This is a genomic window from Yersinia hibernica, assembly GCF_004124235.1.
Classification (GTDB): domain Bacteria; phylum Pseudomonadota; class Gammaproteobacteria; order Enterobacterales; family Enterobacteriaceae; genus Yersinia; species Yersinia hibernica.
Window position 1 is genome coordinate 318,249 of record NZ_CP032487.1, and the last position, 16,527, is coordinate 334,775.

The following is a 16,527-nucleotide window of genomic DNA, read 5'->3' on the forward strand; positions in this document are numbered from 1 at the left end:
ATTTTTCTCATTTTGGGTGATGGGTTGAAATTATTTTGGTGCTGTAGAGAGTAATAATAATCGGCAATGAGAGGTGAGGCGGATTTTGGAGATGATTTTTATCAGTAGAATTGGTTAGAATAGCTGAAATGTTGGGTGTGAATTAAGCTAACCTTGGTTAATAATACATCTGGCACTTGAAAAGCGGCTGTTTTATGAGCGAAAGGGCAAGTTATGCAATTTTTTTGTTGCATCGTAGGCCCACTCTACCTAGAATGCGCTGCACTTGATGCCGGCATAGCTCAGTTGGTAGAGCAACTGACTTGTAATCAGTAGGTCCCGAGTTCGACTCTTGGTGCCGGCACCATTCAAGTATTAAAAATTAGGTGGGGTTCCCGAGCGGCCAAAGGGAGCAGACTGTAAATCTGCCGTCATCGACTTCGAAGGTTCGAATCCTTCCCCCACCACCATATTTAACCTTGAGTCTCAAGGTGATTCAGAAGACCGAACACCAATACACACTCAAGGCGGGAGCAGCGCTCTCGATGAAGAGTGAAGTGGCCAAGCCCTTCCTTTCAAGTTTCTGCAGATTAAGTCAGGTAGCCGAGTTCTAAGATGCGGGCATCGTATAATGGCTATTACCTCAGCCTTCCAAGCTGATGATGTGGGTTCGATTCCCACTGCCCGCTCCAAGATGTGCTGATATGGCTCAGTTGGTAGAGCGCACCCTTGGTAAGGGTGAGGTCGGCAGTTCGAATCTGCCTATCAGCACCACTTCTCATATTCTCGTCCCCTGATTTTCTTTCTGTGTTATGGATTCAGCAAGCATGCGCTTGGTTGATGTGGTGAAACCACCGATTCCGTGTCTTAGAGGGACAATCGATGTCTAAAGAAAAGTTTGAACGTACAAAACCGCACGTTAATGTGGGTACTATCGGCCACGTTGACCATGGTAAAACTACCCTAACTGCTGCAATTACCACCGTTCTGGCTAAAACTTATGGCGGTAGTGCTCGTGCATTCGACCAGATCGACAACGCTCCGGAAGAGAAAGCGCGTGGTATCACCATCAACACTTCGCATGTTGAATATGACACCCCGTCACGCCACTATGCGCACGTTGACTGCCCAGGGCACGCCGACTACGTTAAAAACATGATCACCGGTGCTGCTCAGATGGACGGCGCTATCCTGGTTGTTGCTGCAACTGATGGCCCTATGCCACAGACTCGTGAGCACATCCTGTTGGGTCGTCAGGTTGGCGTTCCTTACATCATCGTATTCATGAACAAATGTGACATGGTTGATGATGAAGAGTTGCTGGAACTGGTAGAAATGGAAGTTCGTGAACTTCTTTCTGCTTACGATTTCCCAGGCGATGACCTGCCAGTTGTCCGTGGTTCTGCTCTGAAAGCGCTGGAAGGCGAAGCTGAGTGGGAAGCTAAAATCATCGAACTGGCTGGCTACCTGGATTCTTACATCCCAGAACCAGAACGTGCTATCGACAAGCCGTTCCTGCTGCCAATCGAAGACGTATTCTCCATCTCCGGCCGTGGTACTGTAGTGACTGGTCGTGTAGAGCGCGGTATCGTTAAAGTGGGCGAAGAAGTCGAAATCGTCGGCATCATCGATACCATTAAAACCACCTGTACTGGCGTTGAAATGTTCCGCAAACTGCTGGACGAAGGCCGTGCTGGTGAGAACGTGGGTGTTCTGCTGCGTGGTACTAAGCGTGATGACGTACAACGTGGTCAGGTATTGGCGAAACCAGGCTCTATTAAGCCACACACCAAATTTGAGTCAGAAGTTTATATTTTGAGCAAAGATGAAGGCGGTCGTCATACTCCGTTCTTCAAAGGTTACCGCCCTCAGTTCTACTTCCGTACCACTGACGTAACCGGTACCATTGAATTGCCAGAAGGCGTTGAGATGGTGATGCCAGGTGACAACATCAACATGGTTGTTAACCTGATTGCTCCTATTGCGATGGATGACGGTCTACGCTTCGCAATTCGTGAAGGTGGTCGTACGGTAGGTGCTGGCGTTGTTGCTAAAGTCATTGAATAAGATTTGACGCGACATGCGATAAAAGGGCATCATTTGATGCCCTTTTTCTACGTTGTCATACTAGAACCTATCTCATCAGTGGTTTTTTTATCATAATTACTGGTGAGATGGGCTCTGGAAGTACGGCGAATAGTGCTGAATGGTGCCGATTAGAGAGTCTCTAGCACATCCTTCGGCTTGGTTTGCTTTGCGATGCGAAGCAAAGTTGTTTGTTCTGAATCATAGTGACAGGTTGGTTTATGAGTGCGAATACCGAGGCTCCAGGGAGCGGACGCGGCCTGGAAACGGCTAAATGGCTAATCGTTGCAGTACTGTTAGTTGCAGCTATTGTGGGTAATTATTATTACCGTGATTTCAGCCTGCCGCTGCGCGCGTTGGCAGTTGTAGTAATTATCGCTGTTGCCGGTGCTGTTGCATTGATGACGGCAAAAGGCAAAGCCACTGTTGCGTTTGCTCGTGAAGCACGTACGGAAGTGCGTAAAGTGATTTGGCCTACCCGTCAGGAAACTCTGCACACAACGTTAATCGTTGCTGCGGTAACTGCTGTAATGTCACTGATTCTATGGGGGCTGGATGGTATTCTGGTCCGCTTGGTATCATTTATTACTGGCCTGAGGTTCTAAGATGTCTGAAGCACCAAAAAAGCGTTGGTACGTCGTTCAGGCGTTTTCCGGTTTTGAAGGCCGCGTAGCTCAATCGCTGCGCGAGCATATCAAGTTACATGACATGGAAGAGCTGTTTGGCGAAGTCATGGTTCCAACGGAAGAAGTCGTCGAAATTCGTGGCGGTCAACGCCGTAAAAGTGAACGTAAATTCTTCCCGGGCTATGTACTGGTTCAGATGGTGATGAACGATGCCAGCTGGCACCTAGTGCGTAGCGTGCCGCGTGTCATGGGCTTTATCGGTGGTACTTCCGATCGCCCAGCACCAATCAGTGATAAAGAAGTTGATGCGATTATGAATCGCCTTCAGCAAGTGGGTGATAAACCACGTCCTAAAACACTGTTTGAACCCGGTGAGCTGGTACGTGTTAGCGATGGCCCGTTTGCAGACTTTAACGGTGTCGTTGAAGAAGTGGACTACGAAAAGAGCCGCTTGAAAGTGTCTGTTTCCATCTTTGGCCGTGCAACTCCGGTCGAATTGGACTTCAGTCAGGTAGAAAAAGGCTGATTCATTTTTCAGCGCTGGTTGAAACTTGAGTCTTGTCTTAGGCGCGAAATTACACTATAATTTCGCGCCTTTTGTTTTTAGATGTCTTGCTTTTGCCATCCGTGGCAACTTATTTCATAGTAAATGAAAGCGAGACAAAACACGGGGAGCCTCAAACGAGGCGTTACTACCCAAATCGAGGAAATCGTAAATGGCTAAGAAAGTACAAGCCTATGTCAAGCTGCAAGTTGCAGCTGGTATGGCAAACCCAAGTCCACCAGTTGGTCCAGCTTTGGGTCAGCAGGGTGTTAACATCATGGAATTCTGTAAAGCGTTCAATGCGAAGACTGAAAGCATTGAAAAAGGCCTGCCAATCCCTGTTGTTATTACTGTTTATTCTGATCGCTCTTTCACCTTCGTTACTAAAACCCCGCCAGCAGCAGTTCTGCTGAAAAAAGCGGCAGGTATTAAGTCTGGTTCTGGCAAGCCGAACAAAGACAAAGTAGGGACTGTGACCAGTGCTCAGGTCCGTGAAATCGCAGAAACCAAAGCTGCGGATATGACTGGTGCTTCAATTGACGACATGATGCGTTCAATCGAAGGTACTGCTCGTTCCATGGGCCTGGTAGTGGAGGGTTAATAAATGGCTAAGCTGACCAAGCGCATGCGCGTGATCCGTGACAAAGTTGATGTTACTAAGCAATACGATATCAACGAAGCTGTTGCCCTGCTGAAAGAGCTGGCTACTGCTAAATTCGTAGAAAGCGTGGACGTTGCCGTTAACCTCGGTATCGATGCACGTAAATCTGACCAAAACGTTCGTGGCGCAACTGTGTTGCCACATGGTACTGGCCGTTCAGTCCGCGTTGCTGTTTTCGCTCAGGGTGCAAACGCTGAAGCTGCGAAAGAAGCAGGCGCTGAATTGGTAGGTATGGACGACTTGGCTGATCAAATCAAGAAAGGCGAAATGAACTTCGACGTTGTTATTGCTTCCCCGGATGCAATGCGCGTTGTGGGTCAATTAGGCCAGATCTTGGGCCCACGTGGCCTGATGCCAAACCCGAAAGTGGGTACTGTGACTCCTAACGTTGCTGAAGCAGTTAAGAATGCTAAAGCAGGTCAGGTTCGTTATCGTAACGATAAAAACGGTATTATCCACACCACCATTGGTAAAGTTGACTTCGACTCAGAAAAGTTGAAAGAAAACTTAGAATCTCTGGTTGTTGCGCTGAAGCGTGCTAAACCTGCTACAGCGAAAGGCGTTTATATCAAGAAAATCAGCCTGTCCACCACCATGGGCGCCGGCGTTGCTATTGATCAAAGCGGCCTGACTGCAGTAGTGAACTAATCACTATTTGCTTTTATCGCTTTACGTGGGCGTAAGGTTTGTCTAGAATCTTACGCCCATGCTTCTGTTGATAGCGTTTTTAAATCGGCAGAAAAACAGAATTTTTCGGTTGGAGCTTGGCCTTATCCAAGCCTCCGTCCAAGACCGCAGGTGTGTTGTAACAGACACTTAATTTCCTGCGTAGACGGTGACAGAACCTAAAGCATTTTTTCTTTATTTATAAAGAATTGCATTTGCTGGATTCTGCTCACCGTGTTTCAACGCCCATTCATTGCAATTTAGCAATGTTTTGGGCGACGTGAGTTCCGGGGAATCACTCCCCGGTTAATCCAGGAGCAAGAACTAATGGCACTAAATCTTCAAGGCAAACAAGCGATTGTTGCTGAAGTTAAAGAAGTAGCCAAAGGTGCGCTGTCTGCGGTTGTTGCGGATTCTCGTGGCGTTACCGTTGATAAAATGACTGAACTGCGTAAAGCAGGTCGTGAAGCTGGCGTTCACATGCAAGTTGTTCGTAACACCTTGCTGCGTCGCATTGTTGAAGGCACTCCATTCGAATGCCTGAAAGACACGTTTGTTGGTCCAACCTTGATTGCATTCTCTTCAGAACACCCGGGCGCAGCTGCTCGTCTGTTCAAAGCATTTGCTAAAGATAATGCAAAATTTGAGGTTAAAGCAGCAGCCTTTGAAGGCGAGTTAATCCCTGCGGCTCAGATCGACCGCTTGGCAACTCTGCCAACCTACGAAGAAGCAATTGCGAAACTGATGGGAACCATGAAAGAAGCCGCTGCTGGCAAATTGGTTCGTACTCTTGCTGCGCTGCGTGACCAGAAAGAAGCCGCTTAATCGCCTTTTTTCTCCATCGTTGCTTTTTAACGTATAAACTATTTCTGTATTTTAGGAACACTTGTTATGTCAACTATCACTAAAGACCAAATTCTGGAAGGCGTTGCAGCTCTGTCTGTAATGGAAATCGTTGAACTGATCTCTGCTATGGAAGAGAAATTCGGCGTTTCAGCTGCTGCTGTTGCTGCAGGCCCTGCTGCTGCTGCTGAAGCTGCAGAAGAACAAACTGAATTCAACGTTGTTCTGGCTTCATTCGGCGACAACAAAGTTGCAGTAATCAAAGCTGTTCGCGGCGCAACTGGCCTGGGCTTGAAAGAAGCTAAAGACCTGGTTGAATCTGCACCTGCAGTTCTGAAAGAAGGCGTGAACAAAGATGAAGCTGAAAGCCTGAAGAAAGAACTTGAAGCAGCTGGTGCTGCTGTTGAGATCAAGTAAGCTAAGCTTTCAGTTTGCAGCCTAACTTTATAGGCTGATGGCTGGTGACTTTTTAGTCATCAGCCTTTTTGTGCTATAGGGCGTTAGTCGCATTTCACACTGTTTAGTGGCTAACTAACCCCCAATATTCCTTTCTATTGACGACTTAATATACTGCGTTCTCAGCTACGACCCACTCGGGTAGCTCGGTAGTCAAAGTAACGCGATGAAATGGTTTAAGAGTGATAGAAAAGAGTATTCCGAGAAGCGTTTCGGCTTCTCAGTCTAAATAATAGTGTTGCATGACCTGTCCTGATTTTAGGGCGGACAGAGTGGGTCGACTTGTCAGCGAGCTGAGGAACCCTATGGTTTACTCCTATACCGAGAAAAAACGTATTCGTAAGGATTTTGGTAAACGTCCACAAGTTCTGGACATACCTTATCTCCTTTCTATCCAACTTGACTCGTTCCAGAAGTTTATCGAGCAAGATCCCGAAGGGCAGTACGGCCTAGAAGCAGCATTCCGTTCTGTTTTTCCAATTCAGAGCTACAGCGGCAATTCGGAGCTGCAATACGTTAGCTACCGTCTTGGTGAGCCAGTATTTGACGTCAAAGAGTGCCAGATCCGTGGTGTGACTTATTCCGCACCGCTGCGCGTTAAGCTGCGCCTGGTCATCTATGAGCGCGAAGCTCCGGAAGGTACGGTCAAAGACATCAAAGAACAAGAAGTCTACATGGGTGAAATTCCACTCATGACCGAGAACGGTACCTTTGTCATTAACGGTACTGAGAGGGTTATCGTATCTCAGCTGCACCGTAGTCCTGGCGTATTCTTTGACAGCGATAAGGGTAAAACCCATTCATCGGGTAAAGTGCTGTATAACGCACGTATCATTCCTTACCGCGGTTCATGGTTAGATTTCGAGTTTGATCCGAAAGACAACCTGTTTGTCCGTATTGACCGTCGTCGTAAGTTGCCGGCAACCATCATTCTGCGTGCATTGAATTTCACCACTCCCCAGATCCTGGATCTGTTCTTTGAAAAAGTGGTCTTTGAGATTCGTGACAACAAGCTGCAGATGGAATTGGTTCCAGAGCGTCTGCGCGGTGAAACGGCATCCTTTGATATTGAAGCGAATGGCAAAGTTTACGTCGAGAAAGCGCGCCGTATTACTGCTCGTCATATTCGCCAGCTTGAAAAAGACGGCATTGATCGCATCGAAGTTCCGGTTGAATACATTGCCGGTAAAGTGGTTGCCAAAGACTACGTCGATGAGAACACTGGTGAGCTTATCTGTGCAGCCAACATGGAGCTGTCACTGGATCTGCTGGCTAAGTTGAGCCAGTCTGGTCACAAGCACATCGAAACATTGTTCACCAATGACTTGGATCACGGGGCTTATATCTCCGAGACTCTGCGTGTTGACCCAACCAGTGATCGTCTGAGCGCTTTGGTTGAGATCTACCGCATGATGCGTCCTGGTGAGCCGCCAACTCGTGAAGCAGCTGAAAATCTGTTTGAGAACTTGTTCTTCTCTGAAGACCGCTACGATTTGTCTGCGGTTGGCCGGATGAAGTTCAACCGTTCACTGCTGCGTGACGAGATCGAAGGTTCCGGTATCCTGAGCAAAGAAGACATCACAGAAGTGATGAAGAAGCTCATTGATATCCGTAACGGTAAAGGCGAAGTGGATGATATCGACCACTTAGGCAACCGTCGTATTCGTTCTGTCGGTGAAATGGCTGAAAACCAGTTCCGTGTCGGCCTGGTTCGTGTTGAGCGCGCGGTTAAAGAGCGTTTGTCTCTGGGCGACCTCGACACCCTGATGCCTCAGGACATGATCAACGCCAAGCCTATCTCGGCGGCGGTGAAAGAGTTCTTTGGTTCCAGCCAGTTGTCACAATTTATGGACCAGAACAACCCACTGTCTGAGATCACGCATAAACGCCGTATCTCTGCATTGGGCCCGGGTGGTTTGACCCGTGAACGTGCTGGCTTTGAAGTTCGAGACGTACACCCGACTCACTACGGTCGCGTATGTCCAATCGAAACGCCAGAAGGTCCAAACATCGGTCTGATCAACTCCTTGTCCGTGTACGCACAGACCAATGAGTATGGTTTCCTGGAAACTCCGTATCGTCGCGTGCGTGATGGTGTGGTGACCGATGAAATTAACTATTTGTCTGCTATTGAAGAAGGCAACTTCGTTATCGCTCAGGCGAACTCCAACTTGGACGACGACGGCCGCTTCATTGAAGACTTAGTCACTTGCCGTAGCAAAGGCGAATCAAGCCTGTTCAGCCGCGACCAAGTTGACTACATGGACGTTTCCACTCAACAGGTGGTGTCCGTTGGTGCTTCTCTGATTCCATTCTTGGAACACGATGACGCCAACCGTGCCTTGATGGGTGCGAACATGCAACGTCAGGCGGTTCCTACTCTGCGTGCTGATAAGCCGCTGGTAGGTACCGGTATGGAACGTGCAGTTGCGGTTGACTCAGGGGTAACCTCTGTGGCCAAGCGCGGTGGTACCGTTCAGTACGTCGATGCATCTCGTATCGTGATTAAAGTTAACGAAGATGAGATGTACCCGGGCGAAGCAGGGATTGATATTTATAACCTGACCAAATACACCCGTTCTAACCAGAACACCTGTATCAACCAGATGCCGTGTGTGAATCTGGGTGAGCCAATCGAGCGCGGCGACGTGCTGGCAGATGGCCCATCTACAGACTTGGGCGAACTGGCATTGGGTCAGAACATGCGCGTAGCGTTCATGCCTTGGAACGGTTACAACTTCGAAGACTCCATCTTGGTCTCCGAGCGCGTGGTGCAAGAAGATCGCTTCACTACCATCCATATTCAGGAATTGGCCTGTGTGTCTCGCGACACCAAGTTAGGGCCTGAAGAGATAACGGCCGACATCCCGAACGTGGGTGAAGCTGCGCTCTCCAAGCTGGATGAATCCGGTATCGTGTATATCGGTGCTGAAGTAACGGGCGGTGACATTCTGGTCGGTAAGGTAACACCTAAAGGTGAAACCCAACTGACGCCAGAAGAGAAGCTGTTACGGGCGATCTTCGGTGAGAAAGCGTCTGATGTTAAAGACTCTTCTCTGCGTGTACCAAACGGTGTTTCCGGTACGGTTATCGACGTGCAGGTCTTTACTCGCGATGGCGTAGAAAAAGATAAGCGCGCGTTGGAAATCGAAGAAATGCAACTGAAGCAGGCGAAGAAAGACCTGACTGAAGAGTTGCAGATCTTGGAAGCTGGCCTGTTTGCACGTATCCATGCAGTACTGGTTTCTGGTGGCATTGAAGCTGACAAGCTGAGCAAATTACCACGTGACCGCTGGCTGGAACTGGGCCTGACTGACGAAGACAAGCAAAACCAGCTGGAACAGTTGGCAGAGCAATACGACGAAATGAAATCCGAATTCGAGAAGAAGATGGATGCCAAGCGTCGTAAAATCACCCAAGGCGATGACCTGGCACCGGGCGTGCTAAAAATCGTTAAAGTGTATCTGGCGGTTAAACGTCAGATTCAGCCGGGTGACAAGATGGCCGGTCGTCACGGTAACAAAGGTGTTATTTCGAAGATTAACCCGATTGAAGATATGCCTTACGATGAAAACGGTACGCCGGTAGACATCGTTCTGAACCCGCTGGGCGTACCATCGCGTATGAACATCGGTCAGATTTTGGAAACCCACTTGGGGATGGCAGCGAAAGGCATCGGCGAGAAAATCAACGCCATGCTGAAGAAGCAGGAAGAAGTTGCCAAACTGCGTGAGTTCATCCAGAAAGCTTATGATCTGGGCGATAATGTTTGTCAGAAAGTTGACTTGAGCACCTTCACCGATGACGAAGTATTGCGTTTGGCTGAGAACCTGAAAAAAGGTATGCCAATTGCAACGCCAGTCTTCGATGGTGCGAAAGAGACTGAAATCAAGGAACTGTTAAAGCTGGGTGGCCTGCCAACTTCTGGTCAGATTACTCTGTTTGACGGCCGTACCGGCGAGCAATTCGAACGTCAGGTTACTGTCGGCTACATGTACATGCTGAAACTGAACCACTTGGTTGATGACAAGATGCATGCGCGTTCTACCGGTTCTTACAGCCTGGTTACTCAGCAGCCGCTGGGTGGTAAGGCTCAGTTCGGTGGTCAGCGCTTCGGTGAGATGGAAGTGTGGGCGTTGGAAGCTTATGGCGCCGCGTACACATTGCAAGAAATGCTTACCGTCAAGTCCGACGATGTAAACGGCCGTACCAAGATGTACAAAAACATCGTGGATGGCGATCACCGTATGGAACCAGGCATGCCGGAGTCCTTCAACGTATTGTTGAAAGAAATCCGCTCGCTGGGCATCAATATCGAGCTGGAAGAAGAGTAATTCTTCTCCAGACGGCAGACTTTCATAGCCGGGAGTCTGCTGGTGGTTCGCACTGGTCACAGGGGCGCTCGAATTTAGGTTTGAGCGCCTAGCAGGTCTAACTCCGACAGGAGCCAATCCGTGAAAGACTTATTAAAGTTTCTGAAAGCGCAAACTAAGACCGAAGAGTTTGATGCGATCAAAATTGCTCTGGCCTCGCCAGACATGATCCGTTCATGGTCGTTCGGTGAAGTTAAAAAGCCGGAAACCATTAACTACCGTACGTTCAAACCAGAACGTGACGGCCTTTTCTGCGCCCGTATCTTTGGCCCAGTAAAAGATTACGAATGCCTGTGCGGTAAGTACAAGCGTTTGAAACACCGCGGTGTTATTTGTGAGAAATGCGGCGTTGAAGTGACGCAAACCAAAGTACGCCGTGAGCGTATGGGTCACATCGAGCTGGCTTCTCCGACTGCGCACATCTGGTTCCTGAAATCGCTGCCATCGCGCATCGGTTTGCTGCTGGATATGCCATTACGTGACATCGAACGTGTACTGTACTTCGAATCCTATGTGGTGGTTGAAGGCGGTATGACCAACTTGGAACGTCGCCAGATCCTGACTGAAGAGCAGTATCTGGACGCGCTGGAAGAGTTTGGTGATGAGTTCGACGCGAAAATGGGCGCCGAGGCTATTCAGGCTCTGTTGAAAAACATGGATCTGGAAGCTGAGTGCGAGATCCTGCGTGAAGAATTGAACGAAACAAATTCTGAAACCAAGCGTAAGAAGCTGACCAAGCGTATCAAGCTGCTGGAAGCGTTCGTACAGTCTGGCAACAAGCCAGAGTGGATGATCCTGACCGTGTTGCCTGTATTGCCGCCAGATCTGCGCCCATTGGTACCGTTGGATGGTGGTCGCTTTGCGACTTCAGATCTGAACGATTTGTATCGTCGCGTGATTAACCGTAACAACCGTCTGAAGCGCCTGCTGGATTTGGCTGCACCGGACATCATCGTACGTAACGAAAAACGTATGCTGCAAGAAGCAGTAGACGCATTGCTGGATAACGGCCGTCGCGGTCGTGCAATTACCGGCTCTAACAAGCGTCCGTTGAAGTCACTGGCTGACATGATCAAAGGTAAGCAAGGTCGTTTCCGTCAGAACTTGCTGGGTAAACGTGTTGACTACTCAGGCCGTTCGGTTATCACCGTGGGTCCATACCTGCGTCTGCATCAGTGCGGTCTACCGAAGAAAATGGCCCTTGAGCTGTTCAAGCCGTTCATCTATGGCAAGCTGGAATTGCGTGGTCTTGCGACCACCATTAAAGCGGCCAAGAAGATGGTTGAGCGTGAAGAAGCGGTGGTTTGGGATATCCTGGATGAAGTTATCCGCGAACACCCAGTGCTGTTGAACCGTGCGCCAACCCTTCACCGTTTGGGTATCCAAGCGTTTGAACCGGTGCTGATCGAAGGTAAAGCTATCCAGTTACACCCACTGGTTTGTGCGGCTTATAACGCCGACTTCGATGGTGACCAAATGGCTGTTCACGTACCGCTGACACTGGAAGCTCAGTTAGAAGCGCGTGCGTTGATGATGTCGACCAACAACATCCTGTCACCAGCGAACGGCGAGCCAATCATCGTTCCTTCTCAGGACGTGGTATTGGGTCTGTATTACATGACCCGTGACTGTGTTAACGCCAAAGGCGAAGGCATGGTACTGACTGGCCCGAAAGAAGCCGAGCGTATTTATCGCGCTGGCCTGGCATCTCTGCATGCCCGAGTCAAAGTCCGTATTACTGAAGAGATTCGTAATACCGAAGGCGAAAGCACTTCGCGTACCAGCATCATCGATACGACTATTGGCCGTGCCATTTTGTGGATGATTGTCCCGAAAGGCCTGCCTTACTCTATCGTTAACCAGCCGCTGGGCAAAAAAGCTATCTCCAAGATGCTGAACACTTGTTACCGCATCCTGGGCTTGAAACCAACGGTTATCTTTGCTGACCAGATCATGTACACCGGTTTTGCTTACGCAGCACGCTCAGGCGCCTCTGTAGGTATCGATGACATGGTTATCCCAGATGCGAAAGCAGGGATCATCGAAGAAGCTGAAACTGAAGTTGCCGAGATCCAGGAACAGTTCCAATCCGGTCTGGTAACCGCAGGTGAGCGTTATAACAAAGTGATCGATATCTGGGCCGCGGCTAACGAACGTGTTGCCAAGGCGATGATGGATAACTTGTCTGTTGAAGATGTTGTCAACCGTGACGGCGTTGTCGAGCAGCAAGTGTCATTCAATAGCATCTTTATGATGGCCGACTCCGGTGCGCGTGGTTCTGCGGCACAGATTCGTCAGCTGGCTGGGATGCGTGGCTTGATGGCTAAGCCAGATGGTTCGATCATTGAAACGCCAATCACTGCGAACTTCCGTGAAGGTTTGAACGTACTTCAGTACTTCATCTCAACCCACGGTGCGCGTAAAGGTTTGGCGGATACCGCATTGAAAACGGCGAACTCCGGTTACCTGACCCGTCGTTTAGTTGACGTGGCACAGGATCTGGTGGTGACTGAGGACGATTGTGGTACCCATAACGGTATCGTGATGACCCCGGTTATCGAAGGTGGTGATGTTAAAGAGCCACTGCGTGACCGCGTGCTGGGTCGTGTGACTGCAGAAGAAGTTATCAAGCCGGGCTCGGCTGATATTCTGGTTCCGCGTAACACCCTGCTGGACGAAAAATGGTGTGATCTGTTAGAAGAGAACTCCGTCGACAGCGTTAAAGTTCGCTCAGTAGTAAGCTGTGAAACTGATTTCGGTGTGTGTGCTAACTGCTATGGTCGCGACCTGGCACGTGGCCACATCATCAACAAAGGTGAAGCGGTGGGTGTTATTGCAGCACAGTCCATCGGTGAGCCGGGTACCCAGCTTACGATGCGTACGTTCCACATCGGTGGTGCGGCATCTCGTGCGGCAGCAGAATCTAGCATCCAGGTTAAGAACAAAGGTAGCTTGAAACTGAGCAACGCCAAGTTCGTGACCAATGCAGCGGGCAAGCTGGTGATTACTTCTCGTAACACTGAGCTGAAGCTTATCGACGAATTCGGTCGTACCAAAGAAAGCTACAAAGTGCCTTACGGTGCGGTAATGGGCAAAGGCGACGGTGCAGAAGTTCAGGGCGGCGAAACTGTTGCTAACTGGGATCCGCACATCATGCCAGTTGTCACTGAAGTGAGCGGTTTCATTCGCTTCGCGGACATGGTTGACGGCCAAACCATTACCCGCCAGACCGACGAACTAACTGGTTTGTCTTCTCTGGTAGTCTTGGACAGCGCAGAGCGTACCGGTAGCGGTAAAGACCTGCGTCCGGCACTGAAAATCGTTGATGCTAAAGGCGACGATGTATTGATCCCAGGTACAGATATGCCTGCTCAATACTTCCTGCCAGGTAAAGCGATTGTTCAGCTGGAAGACGGCATTCAGATTGGTGCGGGTGATACCCTGGCGCGTATTCCGCAGGAATCCAGCGGTACCAAGGATATTACCGGTGGTTTGCCACGTGTTGCTGACTTGTTCGAAGCACGTCGTCCGAAAGAGCCGGCAATCTTGGCTGAAATCAGCGGGATCATCTCGTTCGGCAAAGAGACCAAAGGCAAGCGCCGTCTGGTTATCTCGCCGTTGGATGGCAGCGATGCATACGAAGAGATGATTCCGAAATGGCGTCAGCTCAACGTGTTCGAAGGTGAAATTGTAGAACGCGGTGACGTGGTTTCCGATGGCCCAGAATCTCCACACGACATTCTGCGTCTGCGTGGCGTTCACGCGGTGACCCGTTACATCACCAACGAAGTGCAGGAAGTTTACCGCTTGCAAGGCGTTAAGATTAACGATAAACACATTGAAGTTATCGTTCGTCAGATGCTGCGTAAAGGCACCATCGTTGATGCAGGTAGCACCGACTTCTTGGAAGGCGAGCAGGCAGAAATGTCTCGCGTTAAAATCGCTAACCGCAAGCTGGCAGCAGAAGGCAAAATCGAAGCCACGTTCACTCGTGACTTACTGGGTATCACCAAGGCATCCTTGGCGACCGAGTCCTTCATCTCTGCGGCTTCGTTCCAGGAAACCACGCGCGTTCTTACTGAAGCTGCGGTTGCCGGTAAACGTGATGAACTGCGTGGCCTGAAAGAGAACGTCATCGTGGGCCGTCTGATCCCAGCCGGTACCGGTTATGCTTATCATCAGGACCGTATGCGTCGTAAAGCACTGGGCGAAGCTCCAGTGGTTCCGCAAGTGAGTGTGGACGAAGCGACGGCTAACCTGGCTGAATTGCTTAACGCTGGTTTTGGTAACAGCAAAGACTAATTTCTTTGTGTGCCACCAACGTAAAAACCGCTCCTCTCGGGGCGGTTTTTTTTGCTTATTTTTCAGGATAATAATGTGGAATCTACTGAAGAGAACGGCCTAAATGACTATCCCAGTCTTTCCAAACCGGTTGTAGCCCAGCCCGCGCCACTGCCTGAGCCACCTGTTCAGGAGTGCGATTATCATGCGGAGCAAACTGCTCAAGTTCCGGATGATTGTCGGCATATCCCCCCGGCTGAGTTTTCGAGCCCGCACTGACATTGTTAATCGCCAGCGGAATCACATTATCACGGAAGAAAGGTGATTCGCGTGTGGATAAGGACAGTTCCACATCCGGTGCAAATAGCCGGAAAGCACAAATCAGTTGCAGCAATTGTGACTCACTCATCAGGGAGGCGGGTGCAATGCCCCCAGCGCAAGGCCGTAAACGCGGGAACGAGATAGAATAGCGACTCTGCCAATAAGTTTGTTGCAGGTAAAACAGATGCTCCGCCAGCATGTAGCAGTCAGCGCGCCAACTGTTCGACAAGCCAATTAAAGCACCCAATCCAATCTTATCAATTCCTGCGCGCCCCAAACGGTCCGGGGTTGCCAGTCGCCAGTGAAAATCCTGTTTATGGCCGCGCAAATGGTGCTGTTGATAAGTCGCCGGGTGATAGGTTTCTTGATAAACCATTACGCCATCCAATCCCAGCGCCTTGAGTTCCGCATACTCTGCTGCTGCCAATGGCTGAACCTCCATCATCAGTGAGCTGAATTGGCGGCGGATAGTGGGGAAATGCTGCCTAAAATAGTCCATGCCAACTTTGGCCTGATGTTCGCCAGTGACCAGCAACAAGTGCTCGAAGCCCAGTGCTTTGATGGCCTCACATTCGCGGATGATTTCCGCCTCATCTAAGGTTTTGCGTTTGATGCGATTACTCATTGAAAAACCACAATAAGTACAATCATTGGCACACAGGTTAGAGAGATAAAGCGGCACATAAAAACTGACGGTATTGCCAAAACGTTGGCGGGTCAGTTGTTGAGCTTTCTGCGCCATGGGTTCCAGATAAGCTGACGCCGCCGGTGATATCAATGCCATCAAATCGTCACGACTGGGTTTCGTGGCATGAATGGCCCGCTCAACCTCGGCGGCGGTTTTGCTGTTAATGCGCAGCGAAATATCGTCCCAATCCAACTGTTGCCAGCGCTGAGTAAAATCTTCAAACATGATTTTCTTCCTCAAGCTGGCTGAGGAAACCGGTCAATGGGCTGGTGGCACTGGCTTGCTGTTGGCTTGCTCCCAAACCGGCCTTGCGCGCTAACTCACCTGATTCGACCGCCAGCCGGAATGCTTGCGCCATGTGTATTGGCGAGTGGGCCACGGCAATCGCCGTATTCACCAAAACAGCATCTGCACCCAACTCTATCGCCTCAAGCGCATGACTTGGCGCGCCAATGCCAGCATCAATAACCACCGGCACTTTGGCTTGTTCGATAATGATTTGCAGAAAATCGCGAGTGCGTAAGCCCAAATTGGAGCCAATCGGCGCTCCCAATGGCATCACCGCCGCACAGCCAGCCTCTTCCAGCCGTTTGCACAGCACCGGGTCCGCGCCGCAATAAGGCAAAACCACAAACCCCTCTTTCACGAGCATCTCCGCCGCTTTCAGAGTTTCTATCGGGTCAGGGAGTAAATATTTCACATCAGGATGGATTTCCAATTTCACCCAATGGGTGCCCAGAGCCTCCCGTGCCAAGCGGGCAGCAAAAACTGCTTCCTGGGCCGTTTTGGCTCCTGAGGTATTGGGCAGTAGGCGCACACCTAACTGGCGCAATGGTGCCAGAATGGCATCGTTACCGGCGTGGAGATCCACGCGCTTCATCGCCATGGTGACGAGCTGTGAACCGGAGGCTTGCAGTGCGGCCAGCATCAATTCAGCCGTGGCAAATTTGCCCGTGCCGGTAAATAAACGCGAGGTAAAAGTGGTGTCGGCAATTTTCAGCATG

11 protein-coding genes and 4 tRNA genes are annotated in these 16,527 nt (G+C 50.0%); 13 read left to right on the top strand and 2 right to left on the bottom strand.

The window, feature by feature from the left end; genetic code table 11:
- Positions 1-270: 270 nt before the first annotated feature.
- From D5F51_RS01495 to rpoC, 13 genes are all read left to right on the top strand, one after another.
- A tRNA-Thr gene (locus D5F51_RS01495) sits at positions 271-346 on the top strand.
- An 18-nt stretch (positions 347-364) separates the two neighbouring features.
- Positions 365-449: transfer RNA gene (locus tag D5F51_RS01500), tRNA-Tyr, on the top strand.
- Between the two features lie 147 nt (positions 450-596).
- Positions 597-671: transfer RNA gene (locus D5F51_RS01505), tRNA-Gly, on the top strand.
- Between the two features lie 6 nt (positions 672-677).
- Positions 678-753 (top strand) — tRNA-Thr (locus D5F51_RS01510).
- A 108-nt stretch (positions 754-861) separates the two neighbouring features.
- Complete coding sequence (tuf, locus tag D5F51_RS01515; protein WP_100273993.1) at positions 862-2,046, top strand: elongation factor Tu; 1,185 nt, start codon at positions 862-864, stop codon at positions 2,044-2,046.
- A gap of 239 nt (positions 2,047-2,285) precedes the next feature.
- On the top strand, positions 2,286-2,669 hold the full coding sequence (gene secE, locus D5F51_RS01520; protein ID WP_004704671.1) for a preprotein translocase subunit SecE: 384 nt from the start codon (positions 2,286-2,288) through the stop codon (positions 2,667-2,669).
- A gap of 1 nt (position 2,670) precedes the next feature.
- Complete coding sequence (nusG, locus tag D5F51_RS01525) at positions 2,671-3,216, top strand: transcription termination/antitermination protein NusG (protein WP_002210671.1); 546 nt, start codon at positions 2,671-2,673, stop codon at positions 3,214-3,216.
- Positions 3,217-3,406: 190 nt separating this feature from the next.
- Positions 3,407-3,835: a 50S ribosomal protein L11 gene (gene rplK, locus D5F51_RS01530; RefSeq protein ID WP_004393384.1), complete on the top strand. Its 429-nt coding sequence runs from the start codon at positions 3,407-3,409 to the stop codon at positions 3,833-3,835.
- A 3-nt stretch (positions 3,836-3,838) separates the two neighbouring features.
- Positions 3,839-4,543, top strand: a complete 705-nt coding sequence (gene rplA, locus D5F51_RS01535; protein ID WP_025379832.1) for a 50S ribosomal protein L1 — start codon at positions 3,839-3,841, stop codon at positions 4,541-4,543.
- A 345-nt stretch (positions 4,544-4,888) separates the two neighbouring features.
- Positions 4,889-5,386 (top strand): 50S ribosomal protein L10, encoded by a 498-nt coding sequence (gene rplJ, locus D5F51_RS01540; RefSeq protein ID WP_004712405.1) that lies wholly within the window; start codon positions 4,889-4,891, stop codon positions 5,384-5,386.
- A gap of 66 nt (positions 5,387-5,452) precedes the next feature.
- Positions 5,453-5,821 carry a 50S ribosomal protein L7/L12 gene (gene rplL / locus D5F51_RS01545; protein WP_025379831.1) on the top strand — a complete coding sequence of 123 codons (369 nt, stop codon included), beginning with the start codon at positions 5,453-5,455 and terminating at the stop codon, positions 5,819-5,821.
- 344 nt (positions 5,822-6,165) lie between these two features.
- A complete protein-coding gene (rpoB, locus tag D5F51_RS01550; protein ID WP_025379830.1) occupies positions 6,166-10,194 on the top strand; it encodes a DNA-directed RNA polymerase subunit beta in 4,029 nt (1,342 codons plus the stop codon).
- Between the two features lie 120 nt (positions 10,195-10,314).
- Positions 10,315-14,535, top strand: a complete 4,221-nt coding sequence (gene rpoC / locus D5F51_RS01555; protein WP_025379829.1) for a DNA-directed RNA polymerase subunit beta' — start codon at positions 10,315-10,317, stop codon at positions 14,533-14,535.
- A gap of 82 nt (positions 14,536-14,617) precedes the next feature.
- On the opposite strand, the gene thiH is transcribed toward rpoC, so the two are convergent.
- Together thiH and D5F51_RS01565 are read right to left on the bottom strand one after the other, a co-directional pair.
- Positions 14,618-15,748, bottom strand: a complete 1,131-nt coding sequence (gene thiH, locus D5F51_RS01560; RefSeq protein ID WP_129195412.1) for a 2-iminoacetate synthase ThiH — start codon at positions 15,746-15,748, stop codon at positions 14,618-14,620.
- Positions 15,741-16,526 (bottom strand): thiazole synthase, encoded by a 786-nt coding sequence (locus D5F51_RS01565; protein ID WP_129195413.1) that lies wholly within the window; start codon positions 16,524-16,526, stop codon positions 15,741-15,743. Before D5F51_RS01565 ends, thiH begins: the two co-directional genes overlap by 8 nt.
- Position 16,527 lies beyond the last annotated feature (1 nt).